A 19,606-nucleotide genomic window follows, 5' to 3' on the forward strand; every position below is an offset into this window, starting at 1 on the left:
GATGTCGATTACTGCCGCTGAAAAAGCACGCGTTATGAAAGAATTCGCAACTAAGGACGGCGACACCGGTTCGCCAGAAGTCCAGGTTGCCATCCTGACCTCGCGCATCACCACCCTGACCGAGCACTTCAAGACCCACAAGAAAGACAACCACGGTCGTCGCGGTCTGCTGAAAATGGTCGCCCAGCGCCGTAAGCTGCTGGACTACCTGAAGGGCAAAGAAGAAGCGCGCTATCAGGACCTGATCAAAAAGCTGGGCATCCGCCGCTAATCACGCTTTGTTCGTGCGTTGCGGGCACTGACTACCCCTTTTTGTACATCTAGTACGCCCGCCAATAGGCGGGCGTATTTGTATTGTGTAACACTGAATCAGCTATGGCATCGTGCATGAAGCATGGCCGAGAACTATAGGCCAACCCACGTTCAAGAGTGGCATTAAAATGTGCAGTTACACTTTGAACAAATTTTTTTGCTCCATGTGAACCACTTCACTGACCAGACCAAAAGAATGCGCCATGCTGACATTGTTAGTGAGTAGGCGCTTCTTTTGTTTCGGGCGTCAGGTTTTCATAGTCCTCCCTATCTTTACTGGGCGCGCCTCTGACAGGCGCGCCCTTTTGTTACCTTGATCACCCGGAATGCGAGCGATTCTCAGCCGATTTGCATCAAATCCAGGAAGAAGTTCGTGCTCCGGAAGACGAGAAGACCCTTAATCAATCAAGGGTCTAATTGTGACGTGGCGTCGTGACCGTATGGCGATAGCTCCGAAGGTTGACGTAAGCGTAAGTAATACAGCTATATTTTTACCACTTGATCAAAAATGATGCGAAACGTGGAATCCTTCCCCCTTTCTCAAAGTCAAATTTTTCATACATGCGCCGTGTCGCTGCGGGTTACCACTCACGGCATATGATCTTTGAGCTTCTCCCTCTAGGCTCAGATCTGACCCGCAGCGACAAGCATCTGGGCGAACTAAGTTGTTGGGAGGTGAACGATGCCATTGAAAGCTGTTCTGGACAGAATGTTTTCGATTAAAACAATTCGAACGGCTGATGTTGTTAAATCATCGGTGGTGCCTTCCAGCCCAGATGGAACGCGAAAACCAATATCGAGGGTCGAAACTGCCGCTGTTCTCCGAGGAATTCTCAGAGAGGAACAGCTAAATCCGGCGAAACCGCGTGCGCACGAAGACCCAATACAATAGCGCGCCAATGTCATCACATCCGGCCTCTGTCATCGGGTTTCCAGTGCCAAATATCGAAGCACTGCGCACTATTGAAAACGCCCGCAACTCGGCGGGCGTTTAATGGGGGTCAGGTGAACTCGGGCTGCTATTGCGACATGCCACCTTCGCTGCTGACCTGTTCCTGAACGTGGGTCTCATTGCCCACGGTCGCACCACGTGGCGGGAAATCCGCAAAGGTCGCCAGATGCGCCTGAACAAGGCGAGCGGCGGGACCAAAGGCCCACATCTTGTTGCCCATCCAGCGCGTATACATGCCGGATTCCTCGGCCGCTTTCTCATAAGGATCGCGGCGCAGGTTGAACAGCATTGGCGCGTTCAGTTCCTCTTTGGGCCCGGCCCAACCCTTTTCCTGAATGGTGAAATGCGCCTTCCAGTCGTTGTAGCGGATCGCCTGCAGGTCAGTGCCTTCGTAATAGACAATCTCTTTGCGGTTGCTGGGGGTTTCGCCGGTCAGATATGAAAGCTGATTGTACCCGTCCAAGTGAACCTGATAGCCTTCGAACCCTTCAAGCAGATCGGCGGGCAAATCCTGCGACCCCCCTGCTGCCGCGACCAGAGTGGGCATCCAGTCCATGCCGTCGAAGATACCGTTCAGCACCTGGCCTTCGGCAACTTTGCCGGGCCAGCGGATGATGGCCGGAACGCGGAAACCGCCCTCCCAAGTGGTGCCTTTTTCGCCGTGAAATGGCGTGGTGCCACCATCGGGCCATGTCATCGTTTCCGGGCCATTGTCCGAGGTGAAGATAACGATGGTGTTGTCGGCGATACCAAGCTCTTCCAGATGCGCGGTCACCTTGCCGACATTATCGTCAAGCTCTTTCATGACCACATCCTGCAAGCCGCGCCCGTCGCCCAGCATCGCCTCGTATTTCGGGCTGAGATGGGTCCAGACATGCGCCCGGGCCGGGGCCATCCAGACAAAGAACGGGGTTTCGCTATCAACTGCGCGGTTGATGAAATCGATGGTGCGGGCCGTGACCTCATCATCCAGTGTTTTCTGACGTTCGGGCGGCGCGGGGCCATCATCAATGATGCGCTGTTTGCCCACCGGCCCCCAGCGCGGGTCGACGGTTTCGTCAACAGTATCGGTGGCAAACGAATGGATAATGTTGCGTGGGCCGAACTGAGCGGCAAATTCCGGATCATCGGGCCAATCTGGGTCATTGGCGTATTCCATCGCATTGAGGTGGTAGAGCCAGCCCCAATATTCGTCAAAACCCTTGGCCGTGGGCAGGAATTTGTTCAGATCGCCCAGATGGTTCTTGCCGAACTGCCCGGTTGTATAGCCCATGGATTTGAGGATGTTTGCGAGCGTCGGGTCTTCGTCGCTCAACCCCACCGGATCGCCTGGAAGGCCGACGGTGTGCATGCCCGTACGCACCGGGAACTGACCGGTGATAAAGGCTGAACGCCCTGCGGTGCAGCTGGGTTGCGCATAATAGTCCGTCAACCGAGCACCTTCGGCGGCAAGCTGATCCAGATTCGGGGTCTGGATGCTTTTGACACCTTGATGATAGCTGCCAAGGCTGGCCCAGCCGACATCATCAGCCATGATCACCAGAATGTTGGGCCTGTCGGTCTGAGCAATGGCCACCGAGGCAACCGCCCACAACCCCGCCGCAAGGCTGGTTGTTATTGATTTTATTCCAAACATTCCGCTCGACTCCTGCATTCAATCGAATTGGCCACGTGGGCCGATATGCGGCATATCTTAGTGGGAGGATCATTCTCACCGCAAACGCAGCTTTACTTTTTTGCAGGATCTGAAACTTAGGGATCAGAATCTGTAACTTGAGGGCCATCGTGTTAACCAAAAAGACTCTTTCCGCTTTTCTGCACCTTGCTGAGACGGGCAACTTTCAGGAAGCGGCCAAACGCCTTGGTGTCTCGAACGCGTCGCTGTCGCGTTATGTTTCGATGGCCGAGGAACAAGTCGGCTTTCCGCTGTTTCACCGCAAACGCGGCAACAGCGGGCTGACGCGTGAGGGGCAAACGTTCCTGCCCGTGGCCAAAACTCTGCAGGCGGATTTGAATCGCTGCGCTGATCAGGTGGAGCGTATCCGTCTGGATACCGGTCAAACCGTGCGGATCGGTTGTGGCCCTCTAACGCCGCGAACGCTGGTGCGGCCCGCGATTCAGGCCGCCTTGCAGCAATCCCCGGCATTCCGTTTCAGGGTGGATGTCAGCGCGCGACAGGCACCGATCGAGATGCTTGAGAGCGATGAAATCGACATCTATCTGGGCGATCTGACGCATACGCCCGAGACCGAGAATATCAAGCTGATGATGTTCGAAAAACGTGCGGTGGCGTTTGCTGCCCATGTTTCACATCCACTGCACGGCACCTCGCCTGTAACCTTGAACGCGCTTTTTTCATATCCTTTCGCCTCGCCGCATCTGCACAAGCATTGGCGTGCGGCGATCACGCGGGCATTGAGCGGCACCGACGAAGCGGCCGAAAAGGTCAGAGCGTTGCCTCAGGTGGAAAGTGATGATTATGCCTTTCTAACGTCGCTGCTGACGGGCCCAGAGTTTGTTGTCGGCGGGATGCCTGAAACCTTCGCCGAACTGGTCGCGGACGGATCGGTCAAGCTGATCGAGACCACGCCACCGATTACCTGGAACATATGCGCTGCACGAAAAGCAGGGCCGGGTCAGCCGGCTACCGAAGCCCTGTGGAAACAGTTGGAGGAACTGGCTTGTCAAAACCATGGGTAACGCCTTATTCACCCAAATGGTTGACTGAAGCATGAAAGGGGTATAATTCATCCAAATGGTTGAACGAGAGAGTCGCTATGACCTGGGCGCAATATTGAAGGCCGCGTCCGACCCGACACGCCGAGCGATCCTGACAATGCTTGCGCAGCAGGGTCCCTTGCGGGTGACGGATATCGCGCGACGCTTCGAGATGAGCCTCAACTCGGTATCAAAGCACATCAAGGTGCTGGAAAATGCCGGGTTGGTGCAGCGTCGGACAGAATGGCGCGAACATCTGATCGAGGTTCAGATGGATCCCTTGTCAGCCGTGGATGAATGGTTTGCCGGGCTGCGTTCAATTTGGGCGCTTCGGCTGGACGCCTTGGAAACTGCTTTGGAGGACCCAGAAGATGACGGAACTGTCCCTTGAAATAACGCGCGCCATCCCGCACCCGCCTGAAAAGGTGTTTGACGCGTGGCTGAACCCGGAAATGCTGGCTAAATTCATGCTGCCCGGCCCCAACATGACCGTGCCCGAGGCGCAATCCGACGCCCAGGTCGGTGGCCGGTTCAAGATCATCATGCGCGCACCCGAGGCCGGAGACCTGCCGCATGAGGGCGAATATAAGGTCATAGACCGGCCCAACCGGCTGCAATTCACCTGGAACTCTCCCTACAGTCAGGACGATTCCACCGTGACGCTGGATTTCACACCCACTGACAAGGGCACCGAACTGCGCCTGCACCACATCCGCTTTCCGTCGCAGGAAAGCCGCGACAATCATGAAGGCGGCTGGACCCGAATCCTTGAATCGCTGGAGGGTGCGCTGTGATAAACTGGCTCGCCCTTGGCGCTGGCGTAATCGCCGCCTTTCTGTTGGGGTGGCTGGTCTACGGCCCCATCGGATTTCAAAAACGCTGGGCCGAAGGCACGCGGATCGATCCCACCCCACCCGCGTCTCCACCTCTGCCGCAAATGGCAGCCCAGATCGTGTTTTTGATCCTGCTGGCCTCAGTGATTGCCGTAACTGAGACGACCAACAGCCTTGGGGTTGCGGTACTGGCCATCCTTGCAGTCGCAGCACAGACGGCCTCGGTCGGGGCATGGGCGCAGAAAAGCGGTTTCGCCATCGCGGTCGATACTGGCTATGCGTTTGGCTGCGGCGTAGTGATGATCCTGGCGCACGCGATCCTTTGATATATCGACCCCTGCCCGGCTTGGGCGGGGGTTAGGCAAACCCCTGCCCCTCAAAAACTCCCGACTTTCCAAAGCTTGCAAACTGATGTATGGGCCAGTCATCTGAGACGTTGTGCCCTGACCCCGGCACTCGAACGGAAGATAAATGGGGTCGGCGGCAATGGGGCCGCCACGCAAACCGGAGACCCGCAGGGGCGGGAGTGCTCCGTTCTAGGATACGCATATGTTTGATGTAACGAAGAAATCTATGCAGTGGGGCGAAGAGACGCTCACACTGGAAACCGGCAAAGTTGCTCGTCAGGCGGACGGCAGCGTAATTGCCACGCTGGGCGAAACCAGCGTCATGGCGAACGTGACCTTTGCGCGGGCTCAAAAGCCGGGTCAGGACTTTTTCCCGCTGACCGTCCACTATCAGGAAAAATACTATGCCGCCGGTAAGGTTCCGGGTGGCTTCTTCAAGCGCGAGGCGCGCCCGACCGAGAAAGAGACGCTGACTGCGCGACTCATCGACCGTCCGATCCGTCCGCTGTTCGTCGACGGCTTCAAAAACGAAGTTCTGGTGATGTGCACCGTGCTGTCCCACGATCTGGTCAACGATCCCGACATCGTTGCGATGATCGCGGCATCCGCTGCCCTGACCATTTCCGGTGCGCCGTTCATGGGCCCGATCGCCGGTGCTCGCGTTGGCTTCGAGGATGGCGAATACGTTCTGAACCCGACCGTCGATGACATGCAGGACCTGCGCCTGAACCCTGAACAGCGTCTGGACCTGGTTGTTGCTGGCACCAAAGACGCCGTGATGATGGTTGAATCGGAAGCATACGAACTGTCCGAGGCGGAAATGCTGGGCGCGGTAAACTTTGCGCATGAGCAGATCCAGCCGGTCATCGACCTGATCATCTCGCTGGCCGAAGAAGCCGCGAAAGAGCCGTTCGACTTTCAGGCACCGGATTACTCGGAGCTGTCCGCTGCCGTAAAGGCCGCTGGTGAAGAGCAGATGCGCGCCGCGTTCGCAATCACCGACAAGCAAGAGCGCACCGCCGCTGTTGCCGCTGCCCGTGAAGCGATCAAGGAAGCGCTGACCGAAGAACAACTGGAAGACGGCAACCTCGGTTCCGCAATGAAGAAGCTGGAAGCTGGCATTCTGCGCGGCGACGTTGTCAAAGGCGGCAAGCGGATCGACGGTCGTTCGACCACCGATATCCGTTCGATCGTTGCAGAAACCTCGATGCTACCCCGGACCCACGGTTCCGCCCTGTTCACCCGTGGTGAAACACAGGCGCTGGCCGTGACCACGTTGGGCACCGGTGACGATGAGCAGTTCATCGACGCGCTGCATGGCAACTTCAAATCGAACTTCCTGCTGCACTACAACTTCCCTCCTTATTCGGTTGGTGAAGTTGGCCGCGTGGGTGGCCCCGGCCGTCGTGAGATCGGCCACGGCAAACTGGCATGGCGCGCCCTGCAGGCGGTTCTGCCTGCGGCGACCGACTTCCCCTACACGATCCGTATCGTGTCGGAGATCACGGAATCCAACGGCTCGTCCTCGATGGCATCGGTCTGTGGCGGTTCGCTGTCGATGATGGATGCGGGCGTTCCGCTGAAAGCACCGGTAGCGGGTGTGGCCATGGGCCTAATCCTGGAAGATGACGGCGAATACGCCATCCTGTCGGACATTCTGGGTGACGAAGACCACCTTGGCGACATGGACTTCAAAGTGGCTGGTACCGAAAACGGCATCACCTCGCTGCAGATGGACATCAAGGTTGCAGGCATCACGCCCGAGATCATGGAAAAAGCCCTGGCGCAAGCCAAGGACGGCCGGATGCACATTCTGGGTGAGATGGGCAAAGCCCTGTCCGAGACCAACGAATTCTCGGTCCACGCCCCGCGCATCGAGACCATGAACATCCCAACCGACAAGATCCGTGAAGTGATCGGCTCGGGCGGTAAGGTCATCCGCGAAATCGTCGAGGTTTCGGGTGCCAAGGTCGACATCAACGACGACGGCGTCATCAAGATCGCGTCGCCCGATGGTGAATCGATCAAGAAGGCCTATGAGATGATCCATTCGATCGTTGCTGAGCCGGAAGAAGGTCAGATCTACACCGGTAAAGTGGTCAAGATCGTCGACTTCGGTGCCTTCGTGAACTTCTTTGGCAAGCGCGACGGTCTGGTACACGTGTCCCAGATCGAAAACCGCCGCCTGAACCATCCTTCGGACGTTCTGAAGGAAGGTCAGGAAGTGAAGGTTAAGCTGCTTGGCTTTGATGATCGCGGCAAGGTGCGCCTGTCGATGAAAGTGGTCGATCAGGAAACCGGCGAAGAGATCGTGCCCGAGAAGAAAGAAAAGAAAGAGGAAAGCGCAGAGTAATCTGCCTTTACTGTCTGGATGCGAGAGACCCCGGTTCAGGCCGGGGTCTTTTTTGTCTTTATGGTCCGCATAAACCGAAGCAAGTGCTGCCCGCTTCGGACCTATGTGTTGGCGCGGAGCTCTCTTTCCAAATCCGCTCCGAATTGCAGAACAGTGTCGATAAATAGCTCCAGATCTTGCCGCTGCGTGCGGTGATTGTTGATCGCCACGCGCAAGCAATGCTTCCCGTCCAGGGTGGTATCAGAGGGAACCGCGATGCCGGATTCCTGAACCCGTAACATGATTTCTGTGTTGATTTCCCTTAGCCGATCTTCATCCGCTATCCCATTGGTATAGCGAAAGCACACGATGTTCAGATCCACGGGCGCGACGAGTTCAAGCCGCTGGTCGGCACTCACCAATTGCTGCAGATATCGCGCCTGTTCGATGTTCTGATCGATCAGACGGCCAAACTTTTCGACCCCGTTCTCTTTCAGTGACATCCAGATCTTGAGTGCTTTGAACCCACGGCTAAGCTCAAAACTATAGTCGGCCAAAAACTTGCCAGCGATCAGCCCGCGTTCCTGAATTTGCAGATAGTCGCCGTGCATCTCAAACGTATCGAAATGGCGCTTTGCGTCCCGGACCAGTACGCAGCCAGCTTCGAAAGGGGTGTGCAGCCATTTATGCGGGTCCAAGGCGATGGAGTCGGCCAACTCTATTCCATCAACCAAATGTTTGTTGGCGGGCGCCAGACGCAGGAAAGCACCAATACAGCCGTCAACATGGAACCACATCCCTTCGCGACGACAGATTTCCGCGACTGCAGTGAGATCATCCATTGCACCGGTATTCGTCGTCCCTGCCGTCGCGATCACGCAGGCCGGTTTGATGCCATTGGCCCGGTCTGCTGCGATGGCGTTTTCCAACGCAGGGATGCGCATTCGATTGTGGTCATCGCTTGCAACCTCTGTCAGCGACTTTGCGCCATGGCCCATCGTCTCGAGTGCTTTCTGATGGCAGCTATGTACTTGGTCTGAAGAGTAAAACCTGAGGGGTTGCGGCATGCCCAATATGCCTTCGGCGCGAACGTCAACGCCGGCAAGTGCGTTTCGCGCCACATTCAGAGCCACCATATTGGCCATCGAGCCACCGCTGGTCAGAGTTCCACTAGCGTCTTCGGGAAAGCCCATCAATTCCTTGAACCAGTCAACCACCTGATTGTCGATCATCGCCGCAGCCGTGTTGCCGCCACCAAGGTTCGAACCGTCAACCGCGGCAATAAAATCAGCCAGCGCCCCAGTGAAATTGGACGAACCCATATACCATCCCCAGAACCGTGGATGGATGTTGCCCATGGAGTACGGGAACAGGTTTTCGCGCAAGTCGGCATAGACCGCATCAAGCGGCTGCGGCGTCATGGGTGCAGGGGATTTGAAGAAGTTTCGAACCGTATCCGGCATCTCTTGCCAGACATGCCGATCACGGACCTGGGACAAATGCCCGATCGCATCGTCAACCATCTGATGTGCAAGATTGCGCGATAGGGTCCAGTCTTCCGGATCCAGAGATTCTTCAAAATTGCCCATGTCAAAACCCCCAAGTGTTCAAAAGCCGCAAGTGTGGGGTGCACATGATACTTAGTCAATCTGCCTTGGATTCTGATCCTGATTTGGCCGGTCAATAAACCTGTGAGACCCTATGCGCGCTTCATTAGAAAGGGGACACCCACGGGGCCTCGGGTTCCGCTCACACCGTCCTTAGCCGCACTCAGGTGCTGGTTCGGTAAACCAATTCTTAACACTTATAAGTTGAGTTAGCTCAAAGTTAAGGAATATAACGATATACGGGAAATCGCTCCGCTTTGGCCTCGATCACCATCTATGAAATCAGCGGCGACCCGTTTGGCAATCCAAGCGTGACCATCACCGAAGGGTATCAGGTCGAAATCACCGATGATGACGGCCTTCTTGAGGATCCGGATGGAAACGGCGGCCAGCAGTTTAACACCAGTACGCTTCCTAACCTGGACAACTCGGGCAACCTCCAGATTTTCGAAGGTTACACGGCCACTGTAAGCGGGGCGCCAGTTACCTATACGCTGATTAATTTTTCAGGGACGCAATACATCGTCGTGACCTCTGGCGATGTTGAAGTCGGCGATGTTCTGACAGGCAACACGCTGGCGCAGAACCCCGCGCCGCCGGTGGCCTATGACAGCCTGCCTAGCTTTGTCTGCTTCACATCGGGGTCCTACATCCTAACCCCGTCCGGTCGCCGTTTTATTGAAGAGATCAAAGTCGGGGATCAGGTGATCGTCGCGGATGGCACCAGCCGGGCCGTGCGCTGGGTGGGCAGGCGGTGGCTGAGCGAGGCGGATCTGCATCAGACCCCAAAGCACTGTCCGATCCGGATCAGCGCAGGCAGTCTTGGACCGCAAACGCCGTCACGAGATCTGCTGCTGTCGCCGCAGCATCGGGTGGTCGTTTCGTCACCGGCAATGGAACTTCATCATAATCACTCGATGATGCTGGCGACTGCTAAATCTCTGGTCAACGGCAAGACCATCAACCAGCTGCCGCCGGGAGGAGGTGTCGAGTATATTCACATCCTGTTCGACCAGCATGAGTTGGTGAATGTTGAAGGGTTGTGGTCGGAATCATTTTATCCCGGCGACCATACACTCGACGTGATGAGTGTGGCGGTGAAGGAAGAGCTGTTCGGTCTGTTTCCCGAACTGCAGTCGGGCGCACGCGGCTATGGTGATACCGTGTTGCCGGTGCTGAGATCATTCGAAGTGCAGATTTTGCGCTCGGGTTTGTGCGCCCCTTCAGGGACCACACCAGCTTTTGTGCATTGAAAAAAGCAGGGGGCTTTTGCCCCCTGCCCGTCTATCCGTTTAGGACGGTGCTTTGGTCTTGCGCAGATAAGGGAAGATCGTCTCGAACTCGCCGAACTTTTCTTTCGCCTCATCATTCGATACCGCAGGCGGGATGATCACATCCTCACCCGGCACCCAGTTGGCGGGAGTTGCCACGCCCTTGGCGCTCATTTGCAGCCCGTCCAGTGCGCGCAGGATCTCGGCAAAGTTCCGACCCACGGTCATTGGGTAGGTCATCGACAGTTTCAGTTGCTTGTCCGGGCCGATGATAAAGACCGAACGTACGGTGGCACTGTCGGCAGGCGTACGACCGTCGGGCAGATACGCTTCTGCCGGCAGCATGTCGAAGGCTTTGGACACGGCCAGCCCATCATCAGCAATGATCGGGAAGCCGGGGTTGGCGTTGCCATATGCTTCAATGTCTTTCTTCCACTTCTTGTGGTCTTCGACACCATCGACCGACACACCCATCACCTTGGTGTTCCGCGCCGCCCATTCATCGTTCAGCTGCGCAACGGCCGAAAACTCGGTCGTGCAGACGGGGGTGAAATCCTTGGGATGCGAGAACAGGATTGCCCAGCTGTCGCCGATCCAGTCATGGAATTGGACGGTACCTTGATCCGTTTCTGCTGTGAAATTCGGGACGGTGTCGTTGATACGCAAACCCATTGGAAAACTCCTCTACTGTAGAAAATCGTGAGTCGGTTGCTGCCAATCTAATCACTTACCGCAAAGGTTAAACCATTCATGTTGCCCTGTCAGGAAATTCGGTAGATACATAATTTGATCAAATTATGATTCTCACTTGCCTTGCACCAAGTCAGGTGACAGAGTGCACATGAAAACCGACCGGACGGTCGATTTATTTTTGCTCCGGAGGATGAGCCATGATCGAAAAGCGCGAGTTCTATATCGACGGCAAATGGGTTGCCCCATCAGAACCGAATGATTTCAAAGTCATCGACCCCTCGACCGAAGAGCCCTGCGCGGTGATCTCGCTGGGATCTGAGGCCGACACGAATGCGGCGGTCGCTGCGGCCAAAGCCGCCCTGCCCGGCTGGATGGCCACACCCGTCGAAGAGCGCATCGGCTTGGTGGAAAAGCTGGTCGACATCTATGCTACGCGTTCGGAGGATCTGGCGCAGGCGATGTCCATGGAAATGGGTGCGCCAATTGACATGGCGCGTACCCAGCAATCCGGTGCGGGCATCTATCACCTGAAAAACTTTATCCGCGCCGCCAAGGCGTTCCAGTTCGAACGTCCGCTGGGTGATCACGCGCCGAATGACCGGATCATCTATGAGGCGGTAGGTGTCGCTGCCCTGATCACGCCCTGGAATTGGCCGATGAATCAGGTCACGCTCAAGGTGGGCGCCGCCGCGATTGCGGGCTGCACGATGGTGATAAAACCCTCGGAACAGAGCCCGCTGAACGCAATGATTTTTGCCGAGATGATGGATGAAGCTGGTTTCCCAGCAGGCGTCTTCAATCTGGTGAACGGCGATGGTGTCGGCGTCGGCTCGCAGCTATCGGGGCATCCAGATGTGGATATGGTCAGCTTCACCGGCTCGACCCGCGCAGGTACTGCGATTTCCAAAAACGCTGCCGATACCCTGAAAAAGGTGCATCTGGAACTGGGTGGCAAAGGCGCAAATGTGGTTTTTGCGGATGCCGATGAGAAAGCAGTCAAACGCGGCGTGCTGCACATGATGAACAACACCGGCCAAAGCTGTAACGCGCCCAGCCGGATGCTGGTGCAGCGTCCGATCTATGATCAGGCGGTTGAGACCGCCGCCGAGGTGGCCAACAAGATTACCGTGGGCAGCGCCGCTGAAGAAGGTCGCCATATCGGACCGGTGGTGAATGAGGTTCAGTGGACCAAGATTCAGGACCTGATCCAGAAGGGTATCGACGAAGGGGCGCGCCTGGTCGCTGGTGGCACCGGTCGGCCCGAGGGATTGAACAAGGGCTATTATGTACGCCCCACAGTATTTGCTGATGCAAACAATCAGATGACAATCGCCCGCGAAGAAATCTTTGGCCCCGTCCTGACCATGATCCCGTTTGATACCGAGGATGAGGCCATCGAGATCGCCAATGACACGCCTTATGGGCTAACCAATTATGTGCAGACCCAAGATGGCGACCGCGCCAATCGAATGGCCCGCGTGTTGCGATCCGGCATGGTTGAGATGAATGGCCAGTCTCGCAGTGCAGGGTCGCCGTTTGGGGGTATGAAGCAATCCGGGAACGGACGTGAAGGCGGCGTGTGGGGGTTGGAAGACTTCCTCGAAGTGAAGGCCGTAGGCGGCTGGGCTACGGAGTAAGTATCCATAACATTTGACTTTGGGGGAGTGCGCTTCGCAGGCGCGCTCCGCTTACATTTGGATACGCATCCCTGCGTCTCGGAACTGGCCAAACTTGAAAAAAGCCTTCTGAGTGACCATACCTGCCAGTTATGCAAATAGAAGAAATCTGGCCAAACTACCGCGCACGTATCAAGGCGTTCCTGCATTCCAAGGTGGCAAACCCGGCGGATGTAGATGACCTTTTGCAGGAAATCTCGATCAAGGTTTTCACAGGGCTGCCGACACTCAGCGACCCTACCAAGCTGCAATCCTGGCTGTTCCAGACTGCTGACCGCACAATCATCGATTTCTACAGAAAAAACGCGCGGGCAAAGACCGTTGATCCCGAAGATCTTTGGTATTCCAGTGACGATCCGGGCATCCGTCAGGAACTGGAAAATTGCGTTGAGCCATTTATCCGCGGCTTGCCCGCCGAGACGGCAAAGTTGCTTATGGACATCGACATCAATGGCGTGTCCCAAAAAGAATATGCCAAGGCTCACGGACTATCTTATTCGACATTGAAATCCAGAGTTCAAAAGGGTCGCGACGACCTGCGTAAAGCATTTGACGATTGCTGTAACTGGACCATCGATACACGCGGAAATATCGCGGAATATCATTTAAAATCTGATAATTGCAAAAAATGTTGAGCCAATCTTCGTCTTTTTGATGCGGGCGCCGTCTTACAGGTGAACGTATCAAAAGGATAAAACGATGATCAAAATTATCAGCTTCAAAATCTGCCCGTTCGTGCAGCGTGTCACCGCGATACTGGAAGCAAAAAACGTAGCCTATGACGTGGAATACATCAGCCTAAGCGACAAACCGGACTGGTTTTTGGAAATTTCACCGACGGGCCAAGTGCCTGTCCTGGTAACCGAGAACGGTACCGCGCTGTTCGAATCCGACGCGATCGTAGAATATATCGACGATGTCACCGCGCCATTGCAGGCAAACATTTCGCCCGAGCAACGCGCAGTTAATCGCGCTTGGAGCTATCAGGCGACGAAACACTATCTGGTCCAATGCAGTACGATGCAGAGCGCCGACAAGGCGACGCTGGATGATCGCATCCTCAAACTGGATGCGTCATTCGCCAGGATTGAGAAACAACTGGGCGAGGGCTCATTTTTTGCCGGCGAAGAACTCGGCAATGTTGATATCGCGTGGCTGCCGCTGCTGCACCGCGCGGCTATTGTCGAAAAACACAGCGGTTATGACATGCTTGCGGGTTATCCCAAGGTGAAGGCATGGCAGCAGGCTGTGCTGCAGACGGGAATTCCGGCGAAATCCGTACCCGCGGATTTCGATCAGAAGTTCTCGCATTTATATTTGGCCGAACGCACATGGCTTGGGCGAGGCGCAAACCTGAATGAAGCACCCAGCGCGCCCGCAAAATCAACCGAGAGCGGGTGCTGCGGATAGAATAGAAATGCTCCTGCCCTGCAATCGCCGGGCAGGAGCTCGCCATCAAACCGGTCGAATGGTCAGTTGAGGCTCTCCATTCGAGGTGTGCCGGGTGGATCGACCATCCCAGCCAATCTCGCCGGTGACACGCTGCCGATAAGCCGAAAAACTATCGAACTGTACCACATCTACAGGCGCGTCGAACTGCAGGGTCACCCGCCGATGTGATCCATCACCCAAGATTGTCAGGCCACGGATTTCCGCAGTAAAGGGCTGACCCAAATATCGGCCTTCAACCCGGTCACCAACGCGTAGTTGCATTCGGTTACCGGCCATCGAATGCAATGTATTCCAGTCGCGGGCTCCATGCTGATGCGCCAGCAGTTCCAACGCCTCGCTATGCGATAGCTTAACACCTGTATCTTGCAGGCGTTTGCGCAGACGTTTTGCCTGCTCTTTCAGCTCCCCAATAGAAGCGATGTATTGAGTATGTGTCATGATCTGCCTCGTTTCCTTGAACGGGCGCGAAATCTGGACGGGGCTCGCATTGCCATCCGCGCGCCAGGAAAGGGCAACAGATGCTATTCAACCGGGTTTCACCAAAGCCAAAGGCTGCGAACGGCAGGGGACCCGAACCTGCCGCGCCTTTTGGCAGCCTCGGGTCGACCTGTCAATCAGGCGTCTGCTTGCGCAGCCTCAAAGGCCAGCATGGCGCGTTTGACCGGCAGCCCCCAGTGGTAACCACCCAAACCGCCCGATTTGCGCAATGCACGGTGACACGGGATCAGCCAGCTGACCGGGTTTCGGCCCACCGCCGTTCCCACAGCTCGCACCGCTTGTGGCGAGCCAACCCGCTGCGCGATTTCTGAATAGGTAGTGACCTGTCCAGATGGGATGTGCATCAACGCCTCCCACACTTTGATCTGCAGCGGCGAGCCAATCAGATAGAGCGGGGTCGGCTGTAAGCGGTCACTTTCGGCGCCAAAGGCACTAAGAACCCATGGGCGCAGGCGCATCGGGTCTTCGACGAACTCGGCCTGAGGCCAGCGCGACAGCATGTCTTCCATCGCCTCTTCTTCACCTGTTTCAGCGCCAAAGGCGATGCCGCAGATCCCCTTGTCGGTCCCCATGACCAGAGCCGGGCCAAATGGGCTTTCAAACCAACCCCAATAGATCGTCAGACCCGCGCCTTTACGCGCGTATTCGCCGGGGCTCATGGATTCCCATTTCAGGAACAGATCGTGTAACCGCCCGCTACCTGATAATCCGACGTTATGCGCGGTCTCCAGCGTGGTAAAACGTTCGCGCAGCAGTGCCTTGGCATGGCCCAAAGTCAGGTACTGCTGGTATCGCTTGGGTGACACCCCAGTCCAGCGCGAGAACAGGCGCTGGAAATGGGCTGGGCTCATATCCATTTGGCGGGCCAGCTCATCAAGGCTGAGATTCTCTCCACCCTGATCGATCAATTCGATCGCGCGCCGCATGACGTTGTAATGATATCCGCTTTCTGCTGTCTGGATGTTCATCGGTCACCTCATCAGTTACAGGAACAGTAACTTGCCCCCGGCGATCTTGCGACCCGGAACCTGCGCTTTATCTTGTCAACTGAGTTGACGAATAAATCTGTGTGCCCCTACTATTCAGGTATGGAACACAGGTTGGATCAGCTTTATCAGGCAGTGCAGGCCGCCCGGCCATTGCTTCGGAACATCACGGCAGCCGTTGAGCAGGGCAGCCAGCGCAAAGGCGTGACCGTCGGACAACGTGCCCTTCTGGAAGGTCTATCGCTATTTCCAGGCGCGACCGCCCCGGTGCTGTGCGCCAAGCTGCAGCTGAAACGGCAATATGTCTCGCGCATCTTAAAAGAGCTGATGAGCGAACAGCTGATCGAAAGCCAACCCAATTCCAGACGTGCAGGCACCCATTGCTACCGACTGAGCCCTTCGGGCGATGCGACAATCACGGCAATCAGAGCGGATGAGATGACAAAGCTGTCACGCTTTGCACAGGATTTTTCTACGTCAGAGCTTGCCGCTTACCACAAGGTTCAACTTGCCCTGACCCGGTACTTTGCAGACCTCGCCAAGGATACCTGACATGTCCGTCCTTTGGATCATAGCGACCGGGATAGTGATCGCTGTTTTATATATACTCCTGGAAATCCGTAAGATTGGAACTCCGACCACCGGGCCCAAAATAAACCTTGCATCGCGGCCTGAAACGGCGCTGCTGGTGATCGATATGCAATCAGATTTTACCTCGATGTCCGCATGGGATGACGTGCAGATCGAGGGCGCCTTATCGGCGATCCGGTCGATGACGGATAGCGCCCATCAGTCTCGTAGGCCCGTGATCGTCATTCGGCATGAATTCGAAGGGAGGCTGGCGAACATGCTGAATGGTTGGTTCAATCGGGGGCGTGGCAATGCGGAATCAGACGGGATCGAATTGGATCCGCGTCTCGCGCTGAATCCGGATGCCGAGTTTGTAAAGTCTGTGGGCGACGCCTTTTCTTCGTCAGTTTTTGAGCAGTTCCTGGAAGAAAAACAGATCGGAACGCTGGTTCTGACGGGGTTGGACGGGTGTCATTGCGTGAACAAGACCGCGCAGGGCGCGCTCAATCGAGGATACCGGGTTCAGATCGATCCGGCAGCCGTTCTGGTGGCTGACCCGAGCCGATGGCACGGGATCAGGAATCAACTTGCAACGGCGGGCGTAGATTTCCGACCGCAGACGTAAGGCACAGGGACAAATCGACCAAGACCCGCACTTGAGCAAAACCAATACGCACCTTTTCAATTGCGACCGCTTGTCTGGCAGGGCATTAAGGCTCGGATGGCCAAGCAACTTGGATACCACAAGATCCGCGAGATCTTTACGCGTTTTCACGACGCCGACCCTGAACCCAAGGGCGAGTTGGAGCATGTGAACGTCTATACGCTGGTCGTGGCCGTCGCGCTGTCGGCGCAGGCGACCGATGCGGGCGTCAACAAGGCCACCCGTGACTTGTTCAAGATCGCCGATACCCCGCAAAAGATGCTGGATCTGGGCGAGGAGGGTCTGATCGAACATATCAAGACCATCGGTCTGTTCCGTCAGAAAGCCAAGAATGTGATCAAGCTGAGCCGCATTCTGGTCAAGGACTATGGAGGCGAGGTGCCGAACTCCCGCGCCGCGCTGCAATCGCTGCCGGGTGTGGGGCGCAAGACCGCTAATGTCGTACTGAACATGTGGTGGCGGTATCCGGCGCAGGCAGTAGACACGCACATCTTCCGCGTTGGCAACCGCACCGGCATCTGTCCAGGCAAGAATGTGGACGCGGTTGAGCGCGCTATCGAAGATAACATCCCGACCGATTTCCAGTTGCATGCGCATCACTGGCTGATCCTGCATGGCCGCTATCACTGCAAGGCACGCAAACCGCAGTGCCCGACCTGTATCATCCGCGATCTCTGCGAATTTGAGGACAAGACTCTATGAAGACCTACCAACTGACGGGCATCGGAAACGCCGTTGTAGACGTGATTTCCCAGGCGGATGACAGTTTCCTTGAGCTGATGGGCATCGAAAAGGGCATCATGCAGCTGATCGAGCAAGAGCGCGGCGAAGTGCTGTATGCCTCGATGGAAGGTCGGGTGCAGACACCGGGCGGTTCGGTTGCAAATACCATCGCCGGAGCGGGTGCATTGGGCCTGGATTCCGCTTTCATCGGACGCGTACATGATGACGCCCTGGGTCGATTCTACGCCGATGCGATGAACGAGGATGGGGTGGATTTCGTAAACCCTCCGATTCCGGGTGGAGAACTGCCGACCTCTCGTTCAATGATCTTTGTCTCGCCGGATGGTGAGCGGTCGATGAACACCTATCTGGGTATCTCGTCCGAGCTGTCGTCTGAGGATGTCTCGGAAGAGGTCGCCGGCAACAGCCAGATCATGTTCCTCGAAGGCTATTTGTTCGACAAGGAAAAGGGCAAGGCGGCGTTTTTGGAAGCTGCGCGCAACTGCCACAAAGGCGGCGGTAAGGCAGGCATCGCCATTTCCGATCCGTTCTGTGTTGAACGACACCGGGTCGACTTCCTGCTGCTGATCGAAAACGAATTGGATTTTGTGATCGGCAATGAGGCTGAGATCAAATCGCTGTTCGAAACCGACGATCTGGAAGAGGCGCTGGCTAAAACGGCCGAGATTTGCCCTCTGGTCGTCTGCACCCGGTCTGGCGATGGGGTGACCGTTCTGAACGGCGACGCGCGCATCGATGTGCCAGTTGAAAAGATCGTCCCTTTGGACGCGACCGGTGCAGGTGATCAGTTTGCTGCCGGGTTCCTGTTCGGCATGGCCACAGGCCGCGATTACGAGACCTGCGCACGCATTGGCAATGTCTGCGCCCGCGAGGTGATTAGCCATATCGGGCCAAGGCCGGAGGCGAATATGCTTGAGTTGCTGCGGGCGAAAGGGCTGCTTTGAGCCCAAACCTAACAGCCTTCGACACATTTCGAATGGCTGGTTTGGGCTTTAGGCAATGTGAAACAGAAATAAAGAAGCCATTTCGGATCAGAGTAAAGAGATCGCGTTGATCACTGTTTCACGGTTCTGAACAGCGCCGGTTTGCAAATACTCCATTGCTCTAAGCGCAGCTTCACGGGCTTGCAGCGATAACCCGCCGACGCAATCCTCCACAACGCGGCAAAAGTAGTCTGATTGGTGGCCATCAACGAACGTGTAGTGCACGCAGACATGGGTCAACCCTCCGCATAGTATCAGAGTATCTACCTTCAGGCCGCGTAGCAGAATTTCGAAATCGGTTCCAAAAAACGCAGAATAACGCCGCTTCGGAACTAAATAGTCACCAGTGCGATTTCCCATCTCTTCTTTGGCGACCTCTGTCCGTGGATCACCTTCGAGACAGTGTATGTCCTCATCGCCATTCAGCTCCCGGCTGAAGTCGATCCGGTCGGAACGATGAACTTCCTGAATGAAGATGACGGGCACATTATTTTGATGTGCAGCGTCAACCAAATCGCGCGCCGCGATTATTCGTTCCCTATAGCCCGGCATGTTGTCGATTGACCGGATTGCACTGTTATCAATGAACGTGCTCTTCTGAATGTCGATCACGATTAGGGCGGGTCGACCCTCGATTAGTTTCTTTGCATTTTTGTGTTTGGTTGTCATCTTCGACCTCAGTTTTATCAGGTCGTCCTGACTAAGCGCCGTTCCTGGCCGGGTCGTCCCGGCGGGCAGATCAATTTTGGCTAAATGTGCTAGGGCGCTTGGTCAAGGGTGTGGGCTTAGTTGTAATGGGATGAATAGCAGACGTTCGCATCCAAACCGGCATTGTCGGCGTTGTCCGCGATCTAGACCTTTGACAGCGACTCGATCATGCGCAAGCAGCGAATGGCGTGTGTGGATGGCTCCTGCTTGGCAAGACATTTTTGATCCGATTTGTGCATTCGTCAGAAGCAGTCATGTGT

20 protein-coding genes are annotated in these 19,606 nt (G+C 56.0%); 14 read left to right on the forward strand and 6 right to left on the reverse strand.

Features of this window, described 5'->3' with window-relative positions:
- Position 1 precedes the first annotated feature (1 nt).
- A complete protein-coding gene (gene rpsO, locus ACR0KN_RS21255; protein WP_008757925.1) occupies positions 2–271 on the forward strand; it encodes a 30S ribosomal protein S15 in 270 nt (89 codons plus the stop codon).
- Positions 272–1,331: 1,060 nt separating this feature from the next.
- Here the strand turns inward: rpsO and ACR0KN_RS21260 are convergent.
- A complete protein-coding gene (locus ACR0KN_RS21260) occupies positions 1,332–2,900 on the reverse strand; it encodes an arylsulfatase (RefSeq protein ID WP_480656391.1) in 1,569 nt (522 codons plus the stop codon).
- 149 nt (positions 2,901–3,049) lie between these two features.
- On the opposite strand from ACR0KN_RS21260, the gene ACR0KN_RS21265 reads away from it, so the two are divergent.
- From ACR0KN_RS21265 to pnp, 5 genes are all read left to right on the forward strand, one after another.
- Complete coding sequence (locus tag ACR0KN_RS21265; protein WP_480656393.1) at positions 3,050–3,964, forward strand: LysR family transcriptional regulator; 915 nt, start codon at positions 3,050–3,052, stop codon at positions 3,962–3,964.
- Between the two features lie 55 nt (positions 3,965–4,019).
- Entirely contained in the window at positions 4,020–4,373 is a 354-nt protein-coding gene (locus tag ACR0KN_RS21270; RefSeq protein ID WP_010438614.1) for an ArsR/SmtB family transcription factor, read from the forward strand.
- Positions 4,354–4,776, forward strand: coding sequence for an SRPBCC family protein (locus tag ACR0KN_RS21275; RefSeq protein ID WP_170541811.1), 423 nt, complete (start codon positions 4,354–4,356; stop codon positions 4,774–4,776). Before ACR0KN_RS21270 ends, ACR0KN_RS21275 begins: the two co-directional genes overlap by 20 nt.
- A complete protein-coding gene (locus tag ACR0KN_RS21280) occupies positions 4,773–5,141 on the forward strand; it encodes a DUF1761 family protein (RefSeq protein WP_170541814.1) in 369 nt (122 codons plus the stop codon). Before ACR0KN_RS21275 ends, ACR0KN_RS21280 begins: the two co-directional genes overlap by 4 nt.
- 223 nt (positions 5,142–5,364) lie before the next feature.
- Positions 5,365–7,515: a polyribonucleotide nucleotidyltransferase gene (pnp, locus tag ACR0KN_RS21285; protein ID WP_480656396.1), complete on the forward strand. Its 2,151-nt coding sequence runs from the start codon at positions 5,365–5,367 to the stop codon at positions 7,513–7,515.
- A 101-nt stretch (positions 7,516–7,616) separates the two neighbouring features.
- Here pnp and ACR0KN_RS21290 read toward each other — a convergent pair whose 3' ends face one another.
- Positions 7,617–9,083, reverse strand: coding sequence for a pyridoxal phosphate-dependent decarboxylase family protein (locus ACR0KN_RS21290; RefSeq protein ID WP_480656398.1), 1,467 nt, complete (start codon positions 9,081–9,083; stop codon positions 7,617–7,619).
- 275 nt (positions 9,084–9,358) lie between these two features.
- On the opposite strand from ACR0KN_RS21290, the gene ACR0KN_RS21295 reads away from it, so the two are divergent.
- Positions 9,359–10,354 (forward strand): Hint domain-containing protein, encoded by a 996-nt coding sequence (locus ACR0KN_RS21295; protein ID WP_480656399.1) that lies wholly within the window; start codon positions 9,359–9,361, stop codon positions 10,352–10,354.
- Between the two features lie 39 nt (positions 10,355–10,393).
- On the opposite strand, the gene ACR0KN_RS21300 is transcribed toward ACR0KN_RS21295, so the two are convergent.
- Entirely contained in the window at positions 10,394–11,044 is a 651-nt protein-coding gene (locus ACR0KN_RS21300) for a peroxiredoxin (RefSeq protein WP_058274981.1), read from the reverse strand.
- Positions 11,045–11,262: 218 nt separating this feature from the next.
- On the opposite strand from ACR0KN_RS21300, the gene ACR0KN_RS21305 reads away from it, so the two are divergent.
- From ACR0KN_RS21305 to ACR0KN_RS21315, 3 genes are all read left to right on the forward strand, one after another.
- A complete protein-coding gene (locus tag ACR0KN_RS21305; RefSeq protein WP_480656402.1) occupies positions 11,263–12,702 on the forward strand; it encodes an aldehyde dehydrogenase family protein in 1,440 nt (479 codons plus the stop codon).
- 131 nt (positions 12,703–12,833) lie between these two features.
- Positions 12,834–13,376 (forward strand): RNA polymerase sigma factor SigZ, encoded by a 543-nt coding sequence (sigZ, locus tag ACR0KN_RS21310; protein ID WP_170541830.1) that lies wholly within the window; start codon positions 12,834–12,836, stop codon positions 13,374–13,376.
- A 64-nt stretch (positions 13,377–13,440) separates the two neighbouring features.
- The gene (locus ACR0KN_RS21315) at positions 13,441–14,151 is read left to right on the forward strand and encodes a glutathione S-transferase family protein (RefSeq protein WP_480656404.1); all 711 of its coding nucleotides are present in this window, start codon (positions 13,441–13,443) and stop codon (positions 14,149–14,151) included.
- 45 nt (positions 14,152–14,196) lie between these two features.
- Here the strand turns inward: ACR0KN_RS21315 and ACR0KN_RS21320 are convergent, their stop codons facing one another.
- Together ACR0KN_RS21320 and ACR0KN_RS21325 are read right to left on the reverse strand one after the other, a co-directional pair.
- On the reverse strand, positions 14,197–14,631 hold the full coding sequence (locus ACR0KN_RS21320) for a glyoxalase superfamily protein (RefSeq protein ID WP_480656406.1): 435 nt from the start codon (positions 14,629–14,631) through the stop codon (positions 14,197–14,199).
- A 176-nt stretch (positions 14,632–14,807) separates the two neighbouring features.
- Positions 14,808–15,659 carry a bifunctional helix-turn-helix domain-containing protein/methylated-DNA--[protein]-cysteine S-methyltransferase gene (locus tag ACR0KN_RS21325; RefSeq protein ID WP_170471759.1) on the reverse strand — a complete coding sequence of 284 codons (852 nt, stop codon included), beginning with the start codon at positions 15,657–15,659 and terminating at the stop codon, positions 14,808–14,810.
- Between the two features lie 120 nt (positions 15,660–15,779).
- Between ACR0KN_RS21325 and ACR0KN_RS21330 the strand changes: the two genes are divergently transcribed.
- From ACR0KN_RS21330 to ACR0KN_RS21345, 4 genes are all read left to right on the forward strand, one after another.
- Positions 15,780–16,229, forward strand: a complete 450-nt coding sequence (locus ACR0KN_RS21330) for a MarR family transcriptional regulator (RefSeq protein WP_480656409.1) — start codon at positions 15,780–15,782, stop codon at positions 16,227–16,229.
- A gap of 1 nt (position 16,230) precedes the next feature.
- Entirely contained in the window at positions 16,231–16,872 is a 642-nt protein-coding gene (locus ACR0KN_RS21335; protein WP_480656411.1) for a cysteine hydrolase family protein, read from the forward strand.
- 96 nt (positions 16,873–16,968) lie between these two features.
- A complete protein-coding gene (gene nth / locus ACR0KN_RS21340) occupies positions 16,969–17,613 on the forward strand; it encodes an endonuclease III (protein ID WP_170541841.1) in 645 nt (214 codons plus the stop codon).
- Positions 17,610–18,599 carry an adenosine kinase gene (locus ACR0KN_RS21345; protein WP_170471752.1) on the forward strand — a complete coding sequence of 330 codons (990 nt, stop codon included), beginning with the start codon at positions 17,610–17,612 and terminating at the stop codon, positions 18,597–18,599. The genes nth and ACR0KN_RS21345 overlap by 4 nt, the downstream gene beginning before the upstream one ends.
- An 87-nt stretch (positions 18,600–18,686) precedes the next feature.
- Here the strand turns inward: ACR0KN_RS21345 and ACR0KN_RS21350 are convergent, their stop codons facing one another.
- Positions 18,687–19,307 carry a cysteine hydrolase family protein gene (locus ACR0KN_RS21350; protein WP_480656413.1) on the reverse strand — a complete coding sequence of 207 codons (621 nt, stop codon included), beginning with the start codon at positions 19,305–19,307 and terminating at the stop codon, positions 18,687–18,689.
- Between the last annotated feature and the right edge of the window lie 299 nt (positions 19,308–19,606).

This window comes from Ruegeria sp. AP7 (genome assembly GCF_056539905.1).